The sequence below is a fragment of the Aeromonas sp. 6P genome (assembly GCF_051919525.1).
GTDB classification, from domain to species: domain Bacteria; phylum Pseudomonadota; class Gammaproteobacteria; order Enterobacterales; family Aeromonadaceae; genus Aeromonas; species Aeromonas veronii.
Window position 1 is genome coordinate 920684 of record NZ_JBQBEO010000002.1, and the last position, 15989, is coordinate 936672.

12 protein-coding genes and 1 pseudogene are annotated in these 15989 nt (G+C 59.0%); 3 read left to right on the plus strand and 10 right to left on the minus strand.

Annotated features, from left to right (window positions below):
- Positions 1–46: 46 nt before the first annotated feature.
- From ACTG2J_RS04530 to ACTG2J_RS04565, 8 genes and pseudogenes are all read right to left on the minus strand, one after another.
- Positions 47–1801 (minus strand): methyl-accepting chemotaxis protein, encoded by a 1755-nt coding sequence (locus tag ACTG2J_RS04530; protein ID WP_439997239.1) that lies wholly within the window; start codon positions 1799–1801, stop codon positions 47–49.
- Positions 1802–1844: 43 nt separating this feature from the next.
- Positions 1845–2414: a chemotaxis protein CheW gene (locus tag ACTG2J_RS04535; RefSeq protein ID WP_042080654.1), complete on the minus strand. Its 570-nt coding sequence runs from the start codon at positions 2412–2414 to the stop codon at positions 1845–1847.
- Between the two features lie 12 nt (positions 2415–2426).
- Positions 2427–4352: a HAMP domain-containing methyl-accepting chemotaxis protein gene (locus ACTG2J_RS04540; protein WP_439997240.1), complete on the minus strand. Its 1926-nt coding sequence runs from the start codon at positions 4350–4352 to the stop codon at positions 2427–2429.
- A 10-nt stretch (positions 4353–4362) separates the two neighbouring features.
- Positions 4363–6572, minus strand: a pseudogene (locus tag ACTG2J_RS04545) (chemotaxis protein CheA).
- Between the two features lie 22 nt (positions 6573–6594).
- Positions 6595–6921, minus strand: a complete 327-nt coding sequence (locus tag ACTG2J_RS04550; RefSeq protein WP_058052376.1) for an STAS domain-containing protein — start codon at positions 6919–6921, stop codon at positions 6595–6597.
- Positions 6922–6934: 13 nt separating this feature from the next.
- Positions 6935–7303, minus strand: coding sequence for a response regulator (locus ACTG2J_RS04555; protein WP_005338778.1), 369 nt, complete (start codon positions 7301–7303; stop codon positions 6935–6937).
- Between the two features lie 9 nt (positions 7304–7312).
- A complete protein-coding gene (locus ACTG2J_RS04560) occupies positions 7313–8527 on the minus strand; it encodes a methyl-accepting chemotaxis protein (protein WP_439997241.1) in 1215 nt (404 codons plus the stop codon).
- A 254-nt stretch (positions 8528–8781) separates the two neighbouring features.
- On the minus strand, positions 8782–9870 hold the full coding sequence (locus ACTG2J_RS04565; protein WP_021230362.1) for a ketoacyl-ACP synthase III: 1089 nt from the start codon (positions 9868–9870) through the stop codon (positions 8782–8784).
- A 226-nt stretch (positions 9871–10096) separates the two neighbouring features.
- On the opposite strand from ACTG2J_RS04565, the gene ACTG2J_RS04570 reads away from it, so the two are divergent.
- The 3 genes from ACTG2J_RS04570 to ACTG2J_RS04580 all read left to right on the plus strand — a co-directional run bounded on the left by ACTG2J_RS04570 (position 10097) and on the right by ACTG2J_RS04580 (position 13732).
- Positions 10097–11038 (plus strand): LysR family transcriptional regulator, encoded by a 942-nt coding sequence (locus tag ACTG2J_RS04570; protein WP_160881892.1) that lies wholly within the window; start codon positions 10097–10099, stop codon positions 11036–11038.
- Positions 11039–11166: 128 nt separating this feature from the next.
- Positions 11167–11775, plus strand: coding sequence for a LysE family translocator (locus tag ACTG2J_RS04575; protein WP_439988961.1), 609 nt, complete (start codon positions 11167–11169; stop codon positions 11773–11775).
- A 97-nt stretch (positions 11776–11872) separates the two neighbouring features.
- Positions 11873–13732 (plus strand): peptidase U32 family protein, encoded by a 1860-nt coding sequence (locus tag ACTG2J_RS04580; RefSeq protein WP_439988960.1) that lies wholly within the window; start codon positions 11873–11875, stop codon positions 13730–13732.
- A 66-nt stretch (positions 13733–13798) separates the two neighbouring features.
- On the opposite strand, the gene ACTG2J_RS04585 is transcribed toward ACTG2J_RS04580, so the two are convergent.
- A complete protein-coding gene (locus ACTG2J_RS04585; protein ID WP_439988959.1) occupies positions 13799–14272 on the minus strand; it encodes a methylated-DNA--[protein]-cysteine S-methyltransferase in 474 nt (157 codons plus the stop codon).
- On the minus strand, positions 14269–15807 hold the full coding sequence (locus ACTG2J_RS04590; protein ID WP_439997242.1) for an AlkA N-terminal domain-containing protein: 1539 nt from the start codon (positions 15805–15807) through the stop codon (positions 14269–14271). Before ACTG2J_RS04590 ends, ACTG2J_RS04585 begins: the two co-directional genes overlap by 4 nt.
- Positions 15808–15989: the final 182 nt, after the last annotated feature.

A 15989-nucleotide genomic window follows, 5' to 3' on the forward strand; every position in this document is an offset into this window, starting at 1 on the left:
TCTACCTGTGTGGTCGGAGACGGGAGAGGCAACGCCTCTCCCGTGACTAGAACCGGACAAAATCGCCATCGCCCGTGGGGCGTTGGACTGTGGCGGCTCGTTCCCGACTGTTGGCATTGCTCTCGTTCATGAAGCGGCCTCGGGTATTGGGGTGAAGATGCGAGGTGGCTGCTTTACCTTCTTTGGCATGGGCCTCGAGGGTAAAGAACTCCATGGCCAGCTGCAGCTGTTCAGCCTGGCTGCTCATCTCTTCTGCAGTGGCAGCCAGCTCTTCGCTGCAAGAGGCATTCTGCTGGGTAACCTGACTCAACTGGTTCATGGCCTGATTGATCTGGCTGACACCGGTGGATTGCTCAACCGAAGCGGCACTGATCTCCTGAACCAGTTCCGAGGTCTTGTTGATTGAAGGAACCATCTGATCCAGCAAACGACCTGCTTTTTCCGCCATCTCGACACTGCTGGAGGCCAGCTCGCCAATCTCCTGTGCTGCCACCTGGCTGCGTTCGGCCAGTTTGCGCACCTCCGCCGCCACTACGGCAAAGCCTTTGCCGTGATCGCCTGCCCGCGCCGCTTCGATGGCTGCGTTGAGTGCCAGCAGATTGGTCTGGTAGGCGATGTCATCGATGATGCCAATCCGTCTGGCGATCTGTTTCATGGCATCCACAGTCAGTTTGACCGCTTCTCCTCCCTCTACGGCCTCTTTGGCTGCCTTGCTGGCCATGCCATCGGTGACCTGGGCATTGTCGGTATTCTGGTTGATGCTGGCGCTCATCTGCTCGATGGAAGCGCTGGTCTCCTCCATGCTGGAGGCCTGTTCACTGCTGGATTGGCTGATCGACTGGGCGGTCGCGCTTACCTGCTCGGCGGCACTGGATAGGTTGTCAGAGGCGCCGCGCACTTCGGTGACGATGTTGGTGAGCGATGCGATGGTCTTGTTGAGTGCATCCTTGGTGGTGCCAAACACGCCGGGATAGTCCGCCTCAATCTGTTGGGTCAGATCACCTTTTGCCAAACATTGTACGACCCGGATGACGTCGTTGAGGGTGCTGTCGATCACTTCGGCAATCTGGTTGATCCCTTCTCCCATCGCCTGAAAGAAGCCGCTCTTGCCAGCAAGTTCCATCCTGCGGTGCAGCTCGCCATTGATCACGGCCTGCACAATGTCGGACATCTCTTTCTCTATCATCACCTCCTTGGTTCTGTCGGCCCATTCGACCACGGACCCCAACCGTTCACCGGTATCGTTGAAGACCGGATTGGCGATCAGGGAGAAGGTGCGCCCCCCCAGCTGGATCTGGGTACGGTAGGTGCTGTTGAGTTTGGCCAGCATGGCGCGCTGATGGCCGGGATTTTTATGAAAGCTGTCGATGTTGGCGCCCATCAGCTGATTGGCGTTGAAGCTGTATAGCTCTTTCTTGATGTCGGTCTCAGCCTGATTGAGCATGCCGGTCACTGCCTCATTCATATAGATAATGTCGAGGTTGGTATCGGCAATCATCACGTTGGTGCTGGCGCAGTCGAGTGCTTTGCGAACCAGCTGGTTCTCATGGAGCAACATCTGATTCTTTTTAATGTCGTTGCGGCTCTGTTCCAGCTTGTCGCTGAGCAAGGTGACCACCTCGTTGATGGCATGTCCTACTTCACGAAAGGGACTGTCCATACCGGAAAGATCGAGTGGTGCTGGAACCTGCTCTGCCAGGACTGCGTGTTGCAGCTGGCCGATTGCGTCGAGTAACTGGGTCCGCTGCCTCACTTCGGTGGCATTGTCTCCGAAGAGTTTTCCTAAGAGTGATTGGGTCATGAGCGTTTCCTTATGCTGCATGTCGTGGAGTATGGAGGCCTGTTCAGGAGGGTTGCAGGTTGCCTTGTGGCAACCTTGCCTGTGGCTGGGCCAGTTCGTTGAGTTGAGCCATCTCATCGAGTGACAACACTTTTCCGGTATCGATGAGGATGACGAATTTGCCGTTGACCTTGCCCATGCCACTGATGAAATCGGCCCGGATGCGGGCACCAAAACTGGGTGGGGGCTCGATATCTGCTTGTGGGATACCCAGTACTTCCGATACGGAATCGACCACAACGCCAATATCCTGACCTACAGGTTCATCGCCCTGCGGGGCCACCCCCTCAATAATGACGATGCAACTGCGTCGAGTGATGACCGAAGGTGCATTGCCAAAGCGGGCATTCAAGTCTACGACCGACACTACCGCTCCTCTGAGGTTGATTACGCCGCGAATAAAACCCGGCATCATCGGAACCGGAGTGATATTGCCGTATTCGATGATCTCTTTGACCCCCAGAATATTGATGGCGAACATCTCGTTGTTGATCAGAAATGTCAGGTACTGGGCATCGCCACTGCTCTCGTCAGCGGCCGCTGATGGCACCGTGATGTCGGTGGATGTATGCATGGTCGCCTCCGGTTAAAAGCGGACAAAATCCGCGTCATCAATGGAATGGGATGATGGTTGATTGGGCTGGCTGGCCCGTTGTGGGGGGGCGATGAAACTGCCTCTGGGAGGCATGCCCTTGTGGCCGGTTTCATTGGACCTAGTGTTGAGCTGCGCACTTTTCTCCAGAGCAAAAAAGGCCATGGTTTGCTGCAGTTCGCTGGCTTGCGAGCTCATCTCTTCGGCCGTGGCCGCCAGCTCCTCGCTACTGGCCGCATTCTGCTGTGTCACTTGATTAAGCTGGTTCATGGCCAGACTAATCTGGTTGGCTGCGCTGGCCTGTTCACCTGAGGCGGCATTGATCTCTTGTACCAGATCAGAGGTTTTGCGAATGGAGGGGACGATCCTCTCCAGCAGGTTGCCAGCCCTCTCTGCCTTGCTGACGCTGTCGGAGGAGAGCTCGCCAATCTCCTGCGCAGCGATCTGGCTGCGTTCTGCCAGTTTTCTCACCTCGGCAGCAACCACCGCGAAGCCTTTGCCATGCTCTCCGGCGCGAGCCGCCTCGATGGCGGCGTTGAGGGCAAGCAGGTTGGTCTGGTAGGCAATGTCGTCGATGATGCTGACTTTCTTGGCGATTTGCTGCATGGCGGTCACCGTCTGTTGAACGGATTGGCCCCCTTCGGTGGCCTCCAACACCGAGTTGCTGGCCATGCTGTCGGTGATCTTGGCGTTCTCGGTGTTCTGATTGATGCTGGCGCTCATCTGCTCGATAGAGGCGCTGGTCTCTTCAACACTGGCTGCTTGCTCACTGGTGGCCTGGCTCAATGCCTGCGCCGTGTTGCTCACCTGATTGGAGGCATTGGTCAGGTTGTCGGCGGCGTTGCGTACCTCTTCGATGATATTGGTCAGCGCAGTGATGGTCCGGTTGAGGCCGTCTTTGGTCTGGCCGAAAATACCTGGGTAGGGCTCATCGATCCGTTGGGTCAGATCACCCTTGGAGAGCGCGGTGGCGATGCGCATCACATCTTCCAGGCTGGTATCTGTGACATGGGAGAGGCGATTCAACAGCTCGGATACCCGTTTGATGTAGCCCTGGCGATCCTCCAGTGCAATCTTGTGGCTGAAGTCTCCCTGCTCGACGGCGGCGGTGACCAGGGTCTCGATATCCGTGATCAAGGCCCCCAGCTTCTTGACCATGTTGTTCATCGCCATCAAGAGCTGACCCGCTTCATCGTTGGATTCTATCTTGATCGATACATCCAGATTGCCATCGGCCAGACTATTGGCCACGCGCAGGGCCTGCTCAATGGGAGTAATGATGCTTTTAATCAGCAGGGTGCCAAACCAGGCGGCGAGCACGATGCCGACCGCGATAACCACCGCCATGGTTATCAACATCACGTCATACCAGGATTGCGCCGCGGTATATTCCGACTTGGCCACATTGAGCTGCAGGTTGACCAGCTCGGTGATCTTGTTGCCTATCGGGTCGATGGAGCCATAGAGGGTACCGTCAAAATTGTTCAGCATGCCGGCAATCATGCCATGCTGGGTGGCGAGGAATTTCTCCAGTTTGCCAATATCGGTATCGGCCGCGTTGAACAGGGTGCTCGCCTCGGCTGACAAGCGCTGCTCCTCCGGGGTGAGAGTGGTGGATTGGTAGTGCTGCCACTCGCTCTTGATGGTCTGCTGGGCCTGTTTTATCTGATTCAACGCCTCTTCTGCCGGGATCAGCCCCGCATTAGCCTTGTTGAGGTTGTCGATGATCGAGACGGCATAGCTGTCGGAGATGGTCTTCAGCTGCTTGAGAGGAACCACCCTGTCGTTGTACACGCGCTGTAGCCCGGTATTGCTGCTCTGCATGTTGTATAACCCGAGGCCGCCAACGGCCAGCAACAGCAGGCAGAGCAGGCAGAGCAGCACGATGAGGCGCAATTTGATGGTGGAGTTTTTAAACATGATGGCCCCCTCAGTTGAGGCTGGATTGAGGTTGGTTGCGCGACACCGTCAAGTTGTTGAGCTGACAGGATTCCAGGGTGATCGCGTGCTGGATGAGCGAGGGAATGTCGAGGATCAGGGCGACCTCTCCTCCCCCCAGAATGGTGGAGCCACTGATGCCCTGCAGGCGCTGGAACAATTTCCCCAACGGTTTGATGACGGTCTGGAATTCTCCCAGCAGTTCATCCACCACCAGTCCGGATTTTTTGCCTGCATGGCTGACCACGACAATGTTCTCACGCCGCCCCTTGCTGCCATTGGTATCGAAGTAGTGTTGCAGGCGGATAAAGGGCAGCACCTCGCCACGCAAATTGATGTAATTGCGCCCCTGGGTGTCGGCCAGTGAACTCTGGGTCAATTCAACGCACTCGATCACCATATCGAGTGGAATGACGTAATGGGTATCGCAGACTCGCACAAGGAAGCCGTCGATGATGGCGAGGGTCAGCGGCAGGCGGATCTGCACACGGGTGCCTTTTCCAGGGATGCTGTCGAGATCGACCGTGCCGCGCAGGGCAGTTATGTTGCGTTTGACGACATCCATGCCCACCCCGCGACCGGAGAGGTTGGTGATCGCCTCGGCGGTGGAGAACCCCGGCTCGAAGATCAGGTTGTATATTTCCTGATCCGTCAGCGTGGTGGTTGCGCTGATCAGACCGCGTTCGATGGCTTTTTGCTGGATCCTGGCTTTGTTGAGACCGGCGCCGTCATCCCGAATTTCGATGACGATACTGTTGGAGTCGTGATAAGCGTTGAGATTCAGGGTGCCGCGGGGGGATTTGCCTGCCAGCAGCCGTTGTTCTGCCGATTCGATACCGTGATCCATCGAGTTTCTGACCAGATGCATCAGCGGATCGCCGATCTTCTCTACCACCGACTTGTCCAGTTCGGTCTCGGCTCCGGAGATCACCAGAGTGATATCCTTATTCAGCTCTTGGCTGACATCGCGCACTACCCGCTGGAAGCGGTTGAAGGTATCGCCGATAGGCACCATTCGCAGGCGCAGCGCGCTGTCGCGGATCTCTTCCACCAGCATGGCAATGACCGAGGTGGCTTCCTGTAGCTGGCTTTCTCGGGTGCGTTGGGCCAGCAGATTGGCCCCTGAACTGGCGACCACCAGCTCACCGACCAGATTGATCAGGTCGTCCAGCTTGTCGGCATGCACCCTGACGTAACGACCTTCTTTGCTCTTGCTCTCCTTGGTCTGGTTCTGCTTTTTCAGGGCGGCATCGACTACGGCTTCATTGACGGCACCCTGCGCAATCAGGATCTCCCCGAGTTTGGGCGCTTGCTCAGCCGGGGTCGCTTGCTGTGCCTGCAGACCGTTTGCCAACTCCTCTGCGGTTAACGCGCCGGTGTTGACCAGCAACTGCCCCAGCATGGAGCTATCTTCCGGCAGCGACTCGATCAGGTTGATGAACTCGGCGATCTTGCTGTGGGGCGGCAAAATGGTGATCTGGCAGTCATCTCTAACAAATTCAAAGACATCGCTGATGGCTGCCTTGTCTGCCTGCGAGTCGAAGTCTATCTCGTATCCGAGGTAGCAATTCTCAGGATCGAACTGCTCCCAATCCGGTAGTCCTTGATGGATGGTTTCCACTGAGCAGAGGGTTCCGAGTGTGCCGAGATAGCGCAGAAATGCGGCGGGATCCATGCCGTTGCGCAGTACATCTGGACCAAAACGCAGGGAGATATGCCACAAGGAGGCTGCGCTAGTAATCCCTCCCTCTTTTTCGATTTTTGGTTCAGGTGTATGCACCGTATCTGGCAGCGTGGTATGGGGGGGCACTGATGACGGGTGAGGGCGAGCCTCAGCCGTTCATCCTGTTTGGCATCGTCATCACTCAACGTGCTGCCCTGTTCCGCAACGACACTGATGAGCGTCTGGATGTGGTCACAGCTCTCCAGCAGATCCTTGATCAGAGAAGAGGTGACGGTGAGCTGCTGATTGCGGATCTGGTCGAGCAGATCCTCGACGATATGGGTAAACCCGACGATGGGCTGCAGACCAAACAGGCCAGCCGATCCTTTGATGGTGTGAGCAGCCCGGAAGATGGCACCAATCAGCTCGCTATTGTCAGGGTCAGCCTCCAGTGAGAGCAGCGCTGACTCCATCTCTTCGAGCAACTCGCGTGCCTCGGCGATATAGGTTTGTAAAGCCTGATCAAGATCGATGCTCACGGTGACTCCTTGTCATGCTGGCTCAGGGCCGTTCGCCATGGGTGATGAGGGTGGGGTCGCCAAAAAAGGCCGAGAGCTGGCACAGCTCCAGCAGTTCAAGCACAACATGGCTATGCCAGACCAGCGCCAGGGAGGTGCCTTGCTGCAGTGCGGTTTTCTTTGCCGCCAGCAGCAGTTGCAGCCCGGCGCTGTCTATCTCGGATACCGCCGCCAGATTCAGCTCCAGTTCGCGCCCCTGATGCAATAAGGGCGAAAGGGCCTCTTTCAGCTCGCTGACCGTATAGATGGTGATCTCGTCCGGCAGGGTCACCACCACCTTGTTGTCGAGCCGCTCACTCTGTAGTTGCATGATGCGCTCCGGATCACGGCATGATGAGCTTGGCGACTGCGGCCAGCATCTGTTCGGGCTGGAAGGGTTTGACCACCCAGGCTTTGGCTCCCGCGGCTTGTCCCTCCTGCTTCTTGCTGTCCTGAGACTCGGTGGTCAGCATGATGACAGGGGTAAATTTGTAGTTGGCCAGCTTTTTGGCCTCTTTGACGAAGGTGATGCCATCCATGTTCGGCATATTGACGTCACTGATGATCAGGTTGATCTTCTTGCCATCTAGTTTGTTGAGCGCATCTTTGCCGTCAGAGGCTTCCATGACCTCATAACCGGCTCCCTTGAGGGTCATGCCCACGACTTGGCGAATAGTTGCCGAGTCATCCACGATCAGGATCGTTTTGCCCATATCTCTCTCCTAGAAAAATGTGATGTCGGCGCTGCTTGGTTGCGCGTTGACAGAACGGGTGGTGCGACCATGGTGAATATTGCGCTGTTCGTCGGTGGCGTATGAGAGCTCCATCTCTGCCAGCCAGCGATTGGCATCGATCTGGATTGGCCCTGTCGCATTGCTGCTCTGCTCTGAAGCAACCAGATGGCTTGAGAGGCTCTCCATGTTTTGTCTGACGTGGCTGAGGATCTGGCTGACCCTGTCTTGAAATTGCAGCGAGACAATGACGCTGGAGATTTCGCGATGGATATCTGTGCTCTCGTTTTGCAGCAGGGAGGCGGATTCCGCCAGGCTGTCAGTGGCATGGCGAAAACGGGCCAGCACCTGTTCGATTGTCTGCTCCGAATTGAGCGCTGAGGCGTGATCCCGTGCGGCAGCATTTTCGGCAATCTGGAATGCGCGGCCGATAGCAGTATTGATGGTGTCTACCTTGTCGGTCATCTTCTGGGCGGTTTCGCTGGAGAGGCGGGAGAGGTTGCGCACTTCATCAGCGACCACAGCAAAGCCACGGCCTGCTTCCCCTGCACGAGCCGCTTCAATGGCGGCGTTGAGGGCCAGCAGGTTGGTCTGGGAGGCGATTTTGGCCACATCCATGGCCATGGTATTGAGCTCTATGGTGTAGGTGGTCAGGCTTTTTATCTCACCCAGCATGGCGTCCCGATTGGCCTGGGCGGAATGCAGGATGGCAACCACTTCATTGAGCTGCTGCTGGCTCTCGCTCAAGACTCCAGCCATGCCACGAGAATTGGCATCACCCAATTCTCCGGCTGCCAGATGAGAAGCATTGACTGCTTCTTCCAGCTTGTTGGCCAAGCCGCTGAAGCGTTGAGTCAGGTCAATCATCGCGGCTTCGGTTTGTTGACGAGAGCTTTCAATTTGCTGGGACCAGATGGGGAGTGCCTTCTCGCACACCTGTTCGAGCCCGATGATGGAGTGGGCGAGAGGATCGGTTGCGACGGTTTGTTCCTCTCCTGCACGATATCGGAGTGTGTGCTGGTGGAAGTGACTCGATGTCCAGAGCGCGGCGGCAATGGCAACCAGCACATTGAGCAGCAGATAGAGAGGTGACAGCGCATCGGCAAGCTGCAGCAACAGGCAGCTCAGCAGAGCAAGACCGATGCAGCAAATCCAGCAAACCGGTTCCCAAAGCGGTGTGTTCACGCCACTTTTGTGTTGTGCCATACGTAGCTTATCCCTGTGCAATTATTTGGTAAGAGGTAAAGGCGCAGGACCGAAACAGTCATGGTGCCCCTTGACGCTCTTTTCTTTATTTATAGTTGGCACAATAAGGTTAGCGGAAAAAAATTAATTGGCTGCAAATCGGAGTTGTTTGTATCAGCGATTGCCGTATCAAGCGGCTTGCGAGGTGGGGGGGCAGAGCTAGGTGGGGATGAAAAGGAGAGAAGGAGCCTGAGGATTCAGGCTCCTGATGAGGATCAAGCCTCGTTGGCGTGAGCCTTCTGGCAACCTTCAACTGCGTGGGCAATCAGTTCCAGCGCGCTCTTGTCACACGGGGGCAGTTCGGCATCGCACGCCTTGATAGGGGTGACGCGATCGCCCCACTTGATGATGGCGGCGCCCCAGGTCAGACCGGCACCGAAGGCTGCGGTCAGCAGATAGGAGTTCGGCTTGACGCGGCCCTGTTCCAGCGCTTCGCACAGGGCGATGGGCACGGTGGCGGCGGAGGTGTTGCCGTAGTTTTCGATGTTGACCATTACCTTCTCCATCGGCGCGTTCATCCGCTTGGCGAGGGTTTCGATGATGCGGATGTTGGCCTGATGGGGGACGATCAGGTCGACCTGCTCCGGCGCAATGCCAGCCTGCGCCAATACAGTGCTGGTGGCTTCCCCCATGCCGCGCACGGCGCGTTTGAAGATCTCCGGCCCTTCGAAGTTGAAGGTGAACAGCCCATCGATATCGGCAAAACGCACCCGATCGGTACCGAAGTTCGGTACGTGCAGGATCTCCCGCGCTTCGCTGTCGCAGCCGAGCTTGTTGGCGATCAGGCCACACTCCTGCTCGCTCGCCTCGATTACCACGGCACCGGCACCATCGCCAAACAGCACGGCGGTATCGCGGCGCGCCCAGTCCAGCAGGTAGGTGAGGCGCTCGGCACCAATCACCAGCACCTTCTTCATCATGCCGGTCTGCACCAGCGAGGTGGCGACCGAGAGAGAGTAGACGAAACCGGTGCAGGCCGCGTTGAGGTCAAACACGGCGGCATTGACGGCGCCCAGCTTCTTCTGCACCGCAGAGGCGGCACTTGGCAGCAGGTTGTCCGGGGTGGCGGTCGCCAGGATGATGCCATCGAGATCGCTCGCTTCCAGACCTGCGCAGGCCAGTGCACGGCGACCGGCCAGGGTGGCGAGATCCGAGGTGCTGACATGGGAGATCCGGCGGGCCTTGATGCCGGTGCGCGGATAGATCCACTCGTCTGACGTATCCATGATGGTGCTGAGGTCGTCGTTGGTCAGCACAGAGGGAGGCAGGCATTTGCCCCAGCCGGTGATATTGGCGTATTTCATCTTGTTACCGCTTCTCAAAGTGGATCGCCCGCGGGCGGAAAATCGTGCAATTATGCCGTACGAGACAACCACTGTCATCTTGTGGTCATGGTTATGTGCGGGGGGATCCGCTGTGTCATCTGGTCGCAAAGGGCTGCAACGTGCTGAACATGGCAGGAAATTTTGCTTAAAACGCGGGACTCCTCTGCCCTAAGATAGGCGTTTCCCCACCGATGAGGGTATCTCCTTGCTCAGAGCCAATCTCAACTTGTTGCCGACCCTCAAGGTGCTGCTGGATACCCGCAATATCAGCCGCGCCGCCGAGCTGTTGCACCTGAGTCAGCCCTCCATCAGCAAGCAACTTGCCCAGTTGCGCAGCGAGTTTGACGACGAGTTGCTGGTGCGGGAGGGGCAACGCTGGCTGCTGACGCCACGGGCCGAACTGTTGGCCGCCCAGCTGGCGGCTTCTCTCGGTGCGCTGGAGCGGCTCTACGAGGCGCCCGGATTTGACCCGAGCCGCTGCGAGCGGGTATTTCGACTCGCCTCTTCTGATTATGTTGCCCAGCATATCCTGCCCGATATCTGTGCCGCGCTCGCCAAAGAGGCGCCGTTGGCGGCGCTGGAGTACAGCCTGTGGGACAAGCGTCTGCTGCCGCAGCTGTGGCAGTCCGAGCTCGATCTGGTCTCTACCATCACCGAGCAGGTACCGGAGCAGATCCGTGGTCTGCATCAGGGGGAAGATCGGCTGGCGGTGCTGATGGGATGTCACCACCCGCTGGCAGGCAAGACGCTTAATCTCGATGACTATCTCGCCTGGCCTCACCTGCAGGTGAGTGGCGGTGGCGACAAGGACAGCCCGGTGGAGCAGGTATTGGCGCCGCAGGGACTGAGTCGGCGCTGGTTTGCCAGAGTACCCTTCTTTCAGGCGGCAGTGGAGGTGTTGCTGCGCACCGATTGCCTGATGACAACCCCGGCCCATATCGCCTGGCAGCTCTCCTGCGGCCATGAGCTCACCTTTGTCGATCTGCCATTTGCTACCCGCGACCAGCAGTATCATCTGCTGTGGCATCAGCGCCACCATCAGGATCCGGCCCACCGCTGGTTTCGCGAGCTGGCCTACCCATTCCTGCGGGATCACCTGCAACGTACCGTCGGCGAGAGTCGCAAGCTGCTCGGTCTCGGCGGTTAGCCGCAGTCAGTTGTGTGGTGCCATAGCCATTGGTTATGGAATCTATTCATAACTTTCACTACTGGCATAATGGCTCAGCCCGTACCCTGAATGCAGGTCATCATATCGAGCATATAAAGAGGAAATGCATGGAACTGACGAGTTGGCTGGCACTGGCCGCAATCTGCGTGATGGGGGCCATCAGCCCGGGGCCGAGTCTGGCGCTGATCATCCGCAACACGGTGCAGGGCGGGCAGGGGCATGGTGTCGCCACTGCGCTCGGCCACGGCCTCGGGGTTGGTATCTATGCGCTGGTCACCGCGCTCGGCCTCTCCATTTTGATCACCCAGACCCCAATCCTGTTTGATCTGATCCGCTACGGCGGTGCTGCGTTTCTTGCCTGGCTTGGGGCGAAAGCCCTGCTGGCAAAACCAGCCAGTGGTGAAGCGAGTGAAGAGGTGCACCAGCTGCGTGGTCGGCAGGGAGCCTTTGAAGGTTTTATGGTGGCCTTTCTCAATCCCCAGCTGGCGGTCTTCTTCATCGCCCTGTTTAGCCAGTTTGTGCGGGCCGATACCGGCTGGAGCGAAGGTGGCATCATGATGCTCACCGCGGGCGGGATCGATGCCGTCTGGTACGTGCTGGTGGCGCTGGTGCTCTCGCGCGGGCCTGTGCTGGCATGGCTTAAAGCCAAATCCTTTGTGATCGATAAGGTGAGCGGGCTGGTGCTGCTCGGGCTGGCACTCAAGGTGGTTATCTAATCCTGCATTTTGCGGATACCTTAAGCGGGATCAAGGCATGCGGGTGGTGAATGGGCTAGAGTAGCGCCCATTTGCTGTCCGCCCTGATCCCGAGACCATGCACCAGAACAAGCACCCGTTAAGCCACAACAACCGGTTGGAGCTGCTGGCTCCGGCCAAGAACCTCGCCTACGGCATCGAAGCCATCAACCATGGTGCCGATGCCATCTACATGGGCGGTCCTGCCTTTGGCGCCCGCAGTGCGGCGGGCAACTCCATCGAGGATATCGAAGCGCTGGCACGTCACGCCCACCGTTTCGGCGCCCAGGTCTTTGTCGCCTTCAACACCCTGCTGCATGATCATGAGCTGGAGCAGGCCCGGCGGCTGACCCACCAGATCTACGAAGCCGGTGCCGATGCGCTCATCGTGCAGGATATGGGACTGCTGGCGCTGGATTTGCCTCCCATCGCGCTCCATGCCAGTACCCAGACCGACAACCGCACGCCGGAGAAGGTGAAGTTTCTGCAGGATGTGGGTTTCTCTCAGGTGGTGCTGGCGCGCGAACTGTCCCTTGCGCAGATCCGCGAGATCAGCGTGGCGACCAATGTGCAGCTGGAGTTCTTTATCCACGGTGCGCTCTGTGTCTCCTACAGCGGCCAGTGCAATATCAGCCATGCCCGTACCGGCCGCAGTGCCAACCGTGGCGAGTGTGCCCAGCTCTGTCGCTTGCCCTGCTCGTTGCAAAAGCCGGACGGTGAAGTGCTGGTGGCCGACAGCCACCTGCTGTCGCTCAAGGATATGGATCAGACCGACAACCTGGAGGCCTTGATCGAGGCGGGGATCCGCTCCTTCAAGATTGAAGGGCGCCTCAAGGGGCTCGACTACGTCAAGAACGTTACCGCCTGGTATCGCCAGAAGCTCGACGCCATTCTGGATAGCCGCTCCGATCTGGTGGCCGCCTCGGCGGGTCGTTGCAGCTACAGCTTCACGCCTGACCCCAAGAAAAGTTTCAACCGCGGCAGCACCGATTACTTCCTCCATGGCCGTCATCAGGGTATCGACTCCACCAAAAGCCCGAAATATGTGGGCGAGCCGCTGGGGCGGGTCACCAGGGTGACCCGTGACGGTATCGAGATCGATGGCAAACAGGTCACCCTCAACAACGGCGACGGTCTGGGCTTCTTCAAGCCGAATAACGAGCTGGTGGGGATGCGTCTCAACAAGGTCGAAGGTAAGCAGTTACTCCTGTCTGAACGCATGCCGGGGCTGAAGGTGGGGACCGAAATCTACCGCAACCACGATCAGGCGTTCAGCAAGATGCTGGAGAAGGCGAGCGCAGATCGCCGCATCCGGGTCGATATGGTGCTGGCAGAATGCGATGAGGGCGTGAGCCTCACGCTCACCGACGAACAAGGCATCAGTGCCGCAGTGACCCTGCCTTGTGACAAACAGCCTGCCGACAACCCGGAGCGGGCGCTGCAACAGGCGCGTGACCAGCTCGGCAAACTCGGCAATACCCTGTTTGTGGCGCGCAAGATTGAGTTGGCATTTACTCACCCGCTATTTATCGCCGCATCACAGCTCAACGGTTTGCGCCGGGAGGGCATCGCCGCGCTGGAGGTGGCGCGAGTGGCCAGCTACCAGCGCCCCGAGCGACGCATCGCCCTGCGGGATATCAGCTATCCCCAGCACCGCCTCTCCTACCTTGGCAACGTGCTGAACAGCGCCGCCGAGCAGTTCTTCCGCGAACACGGGGTGGAGCGCATCGCTCCCGCCTATGAGGCGAACAAGGAGGAGCGGGAAGTGGTGCTGATGATCACCAAGCACTGCATCCGCTATAGCCAGAACCTCTGCCCGAACGAGGTGCCCGGTCTCAAGGCCGAGCCGCTGGAGCTCAAGATGGGTAAAGACACCTTCCGCCTGCGTTTTGACTGTAACCGCTGCGAAATGCATGTGATGGGCAGCCTGAAACGCTGATCAATGAGCCCCTTTCTCCATCCGGAAAGGGGCAATTTTTATCGCAGGTTCTCTGCCTACCCTCCTTTAATTGTCCCTCTCCAGCGCCAGCAGCGTTTTTTTAATCTCCAATCCCCCCGCATAGCCGGTCAGGCTGCCGTTTTGGCCGATCACCCGATGGCAGGGGACGATGATCGAGAGCGGATTGCGGCCATTCGCCGCGCCCACTGCCCGCACCGCATCGGGTTTGCCGATGGTGCGAGCGATATCGCTGTAGCTGCGGGTCTCGCCGTAGGGGATGTCGCACAACGCTTGCCATACTGCCTGCTGAAAGGCGGTGCCACGGGCGGCAAGGGGCAGGGAGAAGCGCTGCAAGCGACCGGCAAAATAGGCGTCAAATTCGGCGAGGAAGGGAGCCAGCGCTTCGTGATCTTGCTGCCAGCTACTCATATCGGGCAGTGCCCGCAGGCCCGTCACAAAGTCCACGTGCACCAGACCGGATTCATTGATGGCGACCAGCAGATCGCCGCAGCGGGTCGGCAGGATATCGTAGCGGATCATGGTGTTATCTCCTGTTGTTGGGTATCTGGCTGTTGTTCGTTGCCAGTGGCACGGAGTAGCAAATCGGGCGCTTCGCTCATGGCGTGCCACAGCCAGCTGGCCGCATAGCTGCGCCACGGTTGCCACGCCGCACTTTGCGCCAACACCTCTTTCACCGGCAGCTTGGTGCCGCCTCCGAGTGCCTTTTGCAGCACCAGATCGGAAGCGGGGAAGGCATCGGTATCCATCCCGCAGCGCAGCCGCCAGTAAGAGACCGTCCAGGGGCCTATGCCCGGTAGTGCCAGCAACTGCTCGTCACTGGCTGTCGTGAGGGTCAGCTCGCCACTGGCCAGCGCCTGTGCCACGCCCCGCAGGGTGCGAATGCGGCTGCCGGGCATGCCGATACCGTCGAGATCGAGTTCGCACAACTGGGCGGGGGTCGGTAGTTGCGCCACCCCGAATTGCGCCTCGGTACGGGCTACCAGTCGCCCGAGTATGGTGATGGCTCCCTTGACCGACACCTGCTGGCCGACGATGGCGCGCAGCATCACCTCGTATTCGTCCCAGCCACCCGGCAGCCGTACACCGGGCCAGCACGCCTGCAAGCGGGCGAGCAGCGGGTCCTGACCGAGCAGATCACCGATCCGCTGCATGTCGGCATCGAGATCCCACATCCGGCGCACCCGATAGAGCAGATCGGGCAGCGCCGCGAGCGGCAGATCATGGACGGTAAGCTGCAGGCTGTGCCCCTTGCCCTGCGCGATACGCACTAGCGCGACCTGATCGCCGACTCGGTAGCGCCGCTCATACACCTCGCCATCTACCCGCTCCAGTCCGGGGATCGCCCGTAGCCGATAGAACGCCAGCATGGCCGCCACGTCATATGGGGGGCGATAGGGCAGTTGCAGGGTCAGGGGGGCGCCGCGGGGCTGCGCGCTCATGTGCTCTGGCGCATGATCCTCTTGTTGGCGCAGGGTGCGCGGGGCCAGTCCGTAGGCGTTGAGCCAGGCGTCATTGAAGCGGCGGATGCTGGCAAAGCCGGCGGCAAACGCGATGTCGGTGATGGGCAGCCCGGTTTCAGTCAGCAGCCTTTTTGCGAGCAGCAGGCGGCGCGTCTGCTCCACCTGTTTTGGTGAGGCGCCGAGATGTTGCTCGAACTGGCGGCGCAGGGTGCGTTCGCTGATCCCGGCCTCAGTGGCCAGTTTGGCGAGCGTGCCCTCCGCCAGCTCGCCGCGATCGATGCGTGCCAGCAGACGTGCCAGTTCAACCGGCAGATCGCCACGGGCGGCGGGGGCCAGCTCAGGGCGGCAGCGCAGGCAGGGTCGCAGCCCATACTGCTCGGCGGCCGCGGCGCTTTGGAAGTAGCGCACATTGTGCTCGTGCGGTGGCCGTGCCGGGCAGACCGGCCGGCAGTAGATGCCGGTCGAGAGCACGCCGGTAAAGAAGCGGCCATCGAAGCGAGAATCGCGGGCGAGCCGTGCGGCGTGACACTGCTCGCGGCTGAGGGTGTTGATCACCTCATCCGGTGACGACTCTGGGCTGGGCTTTGCATTCATGGTGTTGGCGGCTTTGCTGGAATAGATAGCAAGAGAGTAAGGGGGCTCGGGGGCTGTGACTAGCCAGAAACGGACAGGGATAGCAAAAATTGGCCAAAGGTTTTTTTGCTCTTTCATTGCACGGCCGGGTTTCACTCTTCGTCACGCTGCTATTCATATGTCGCGGCTCGACAGAAGGGGGC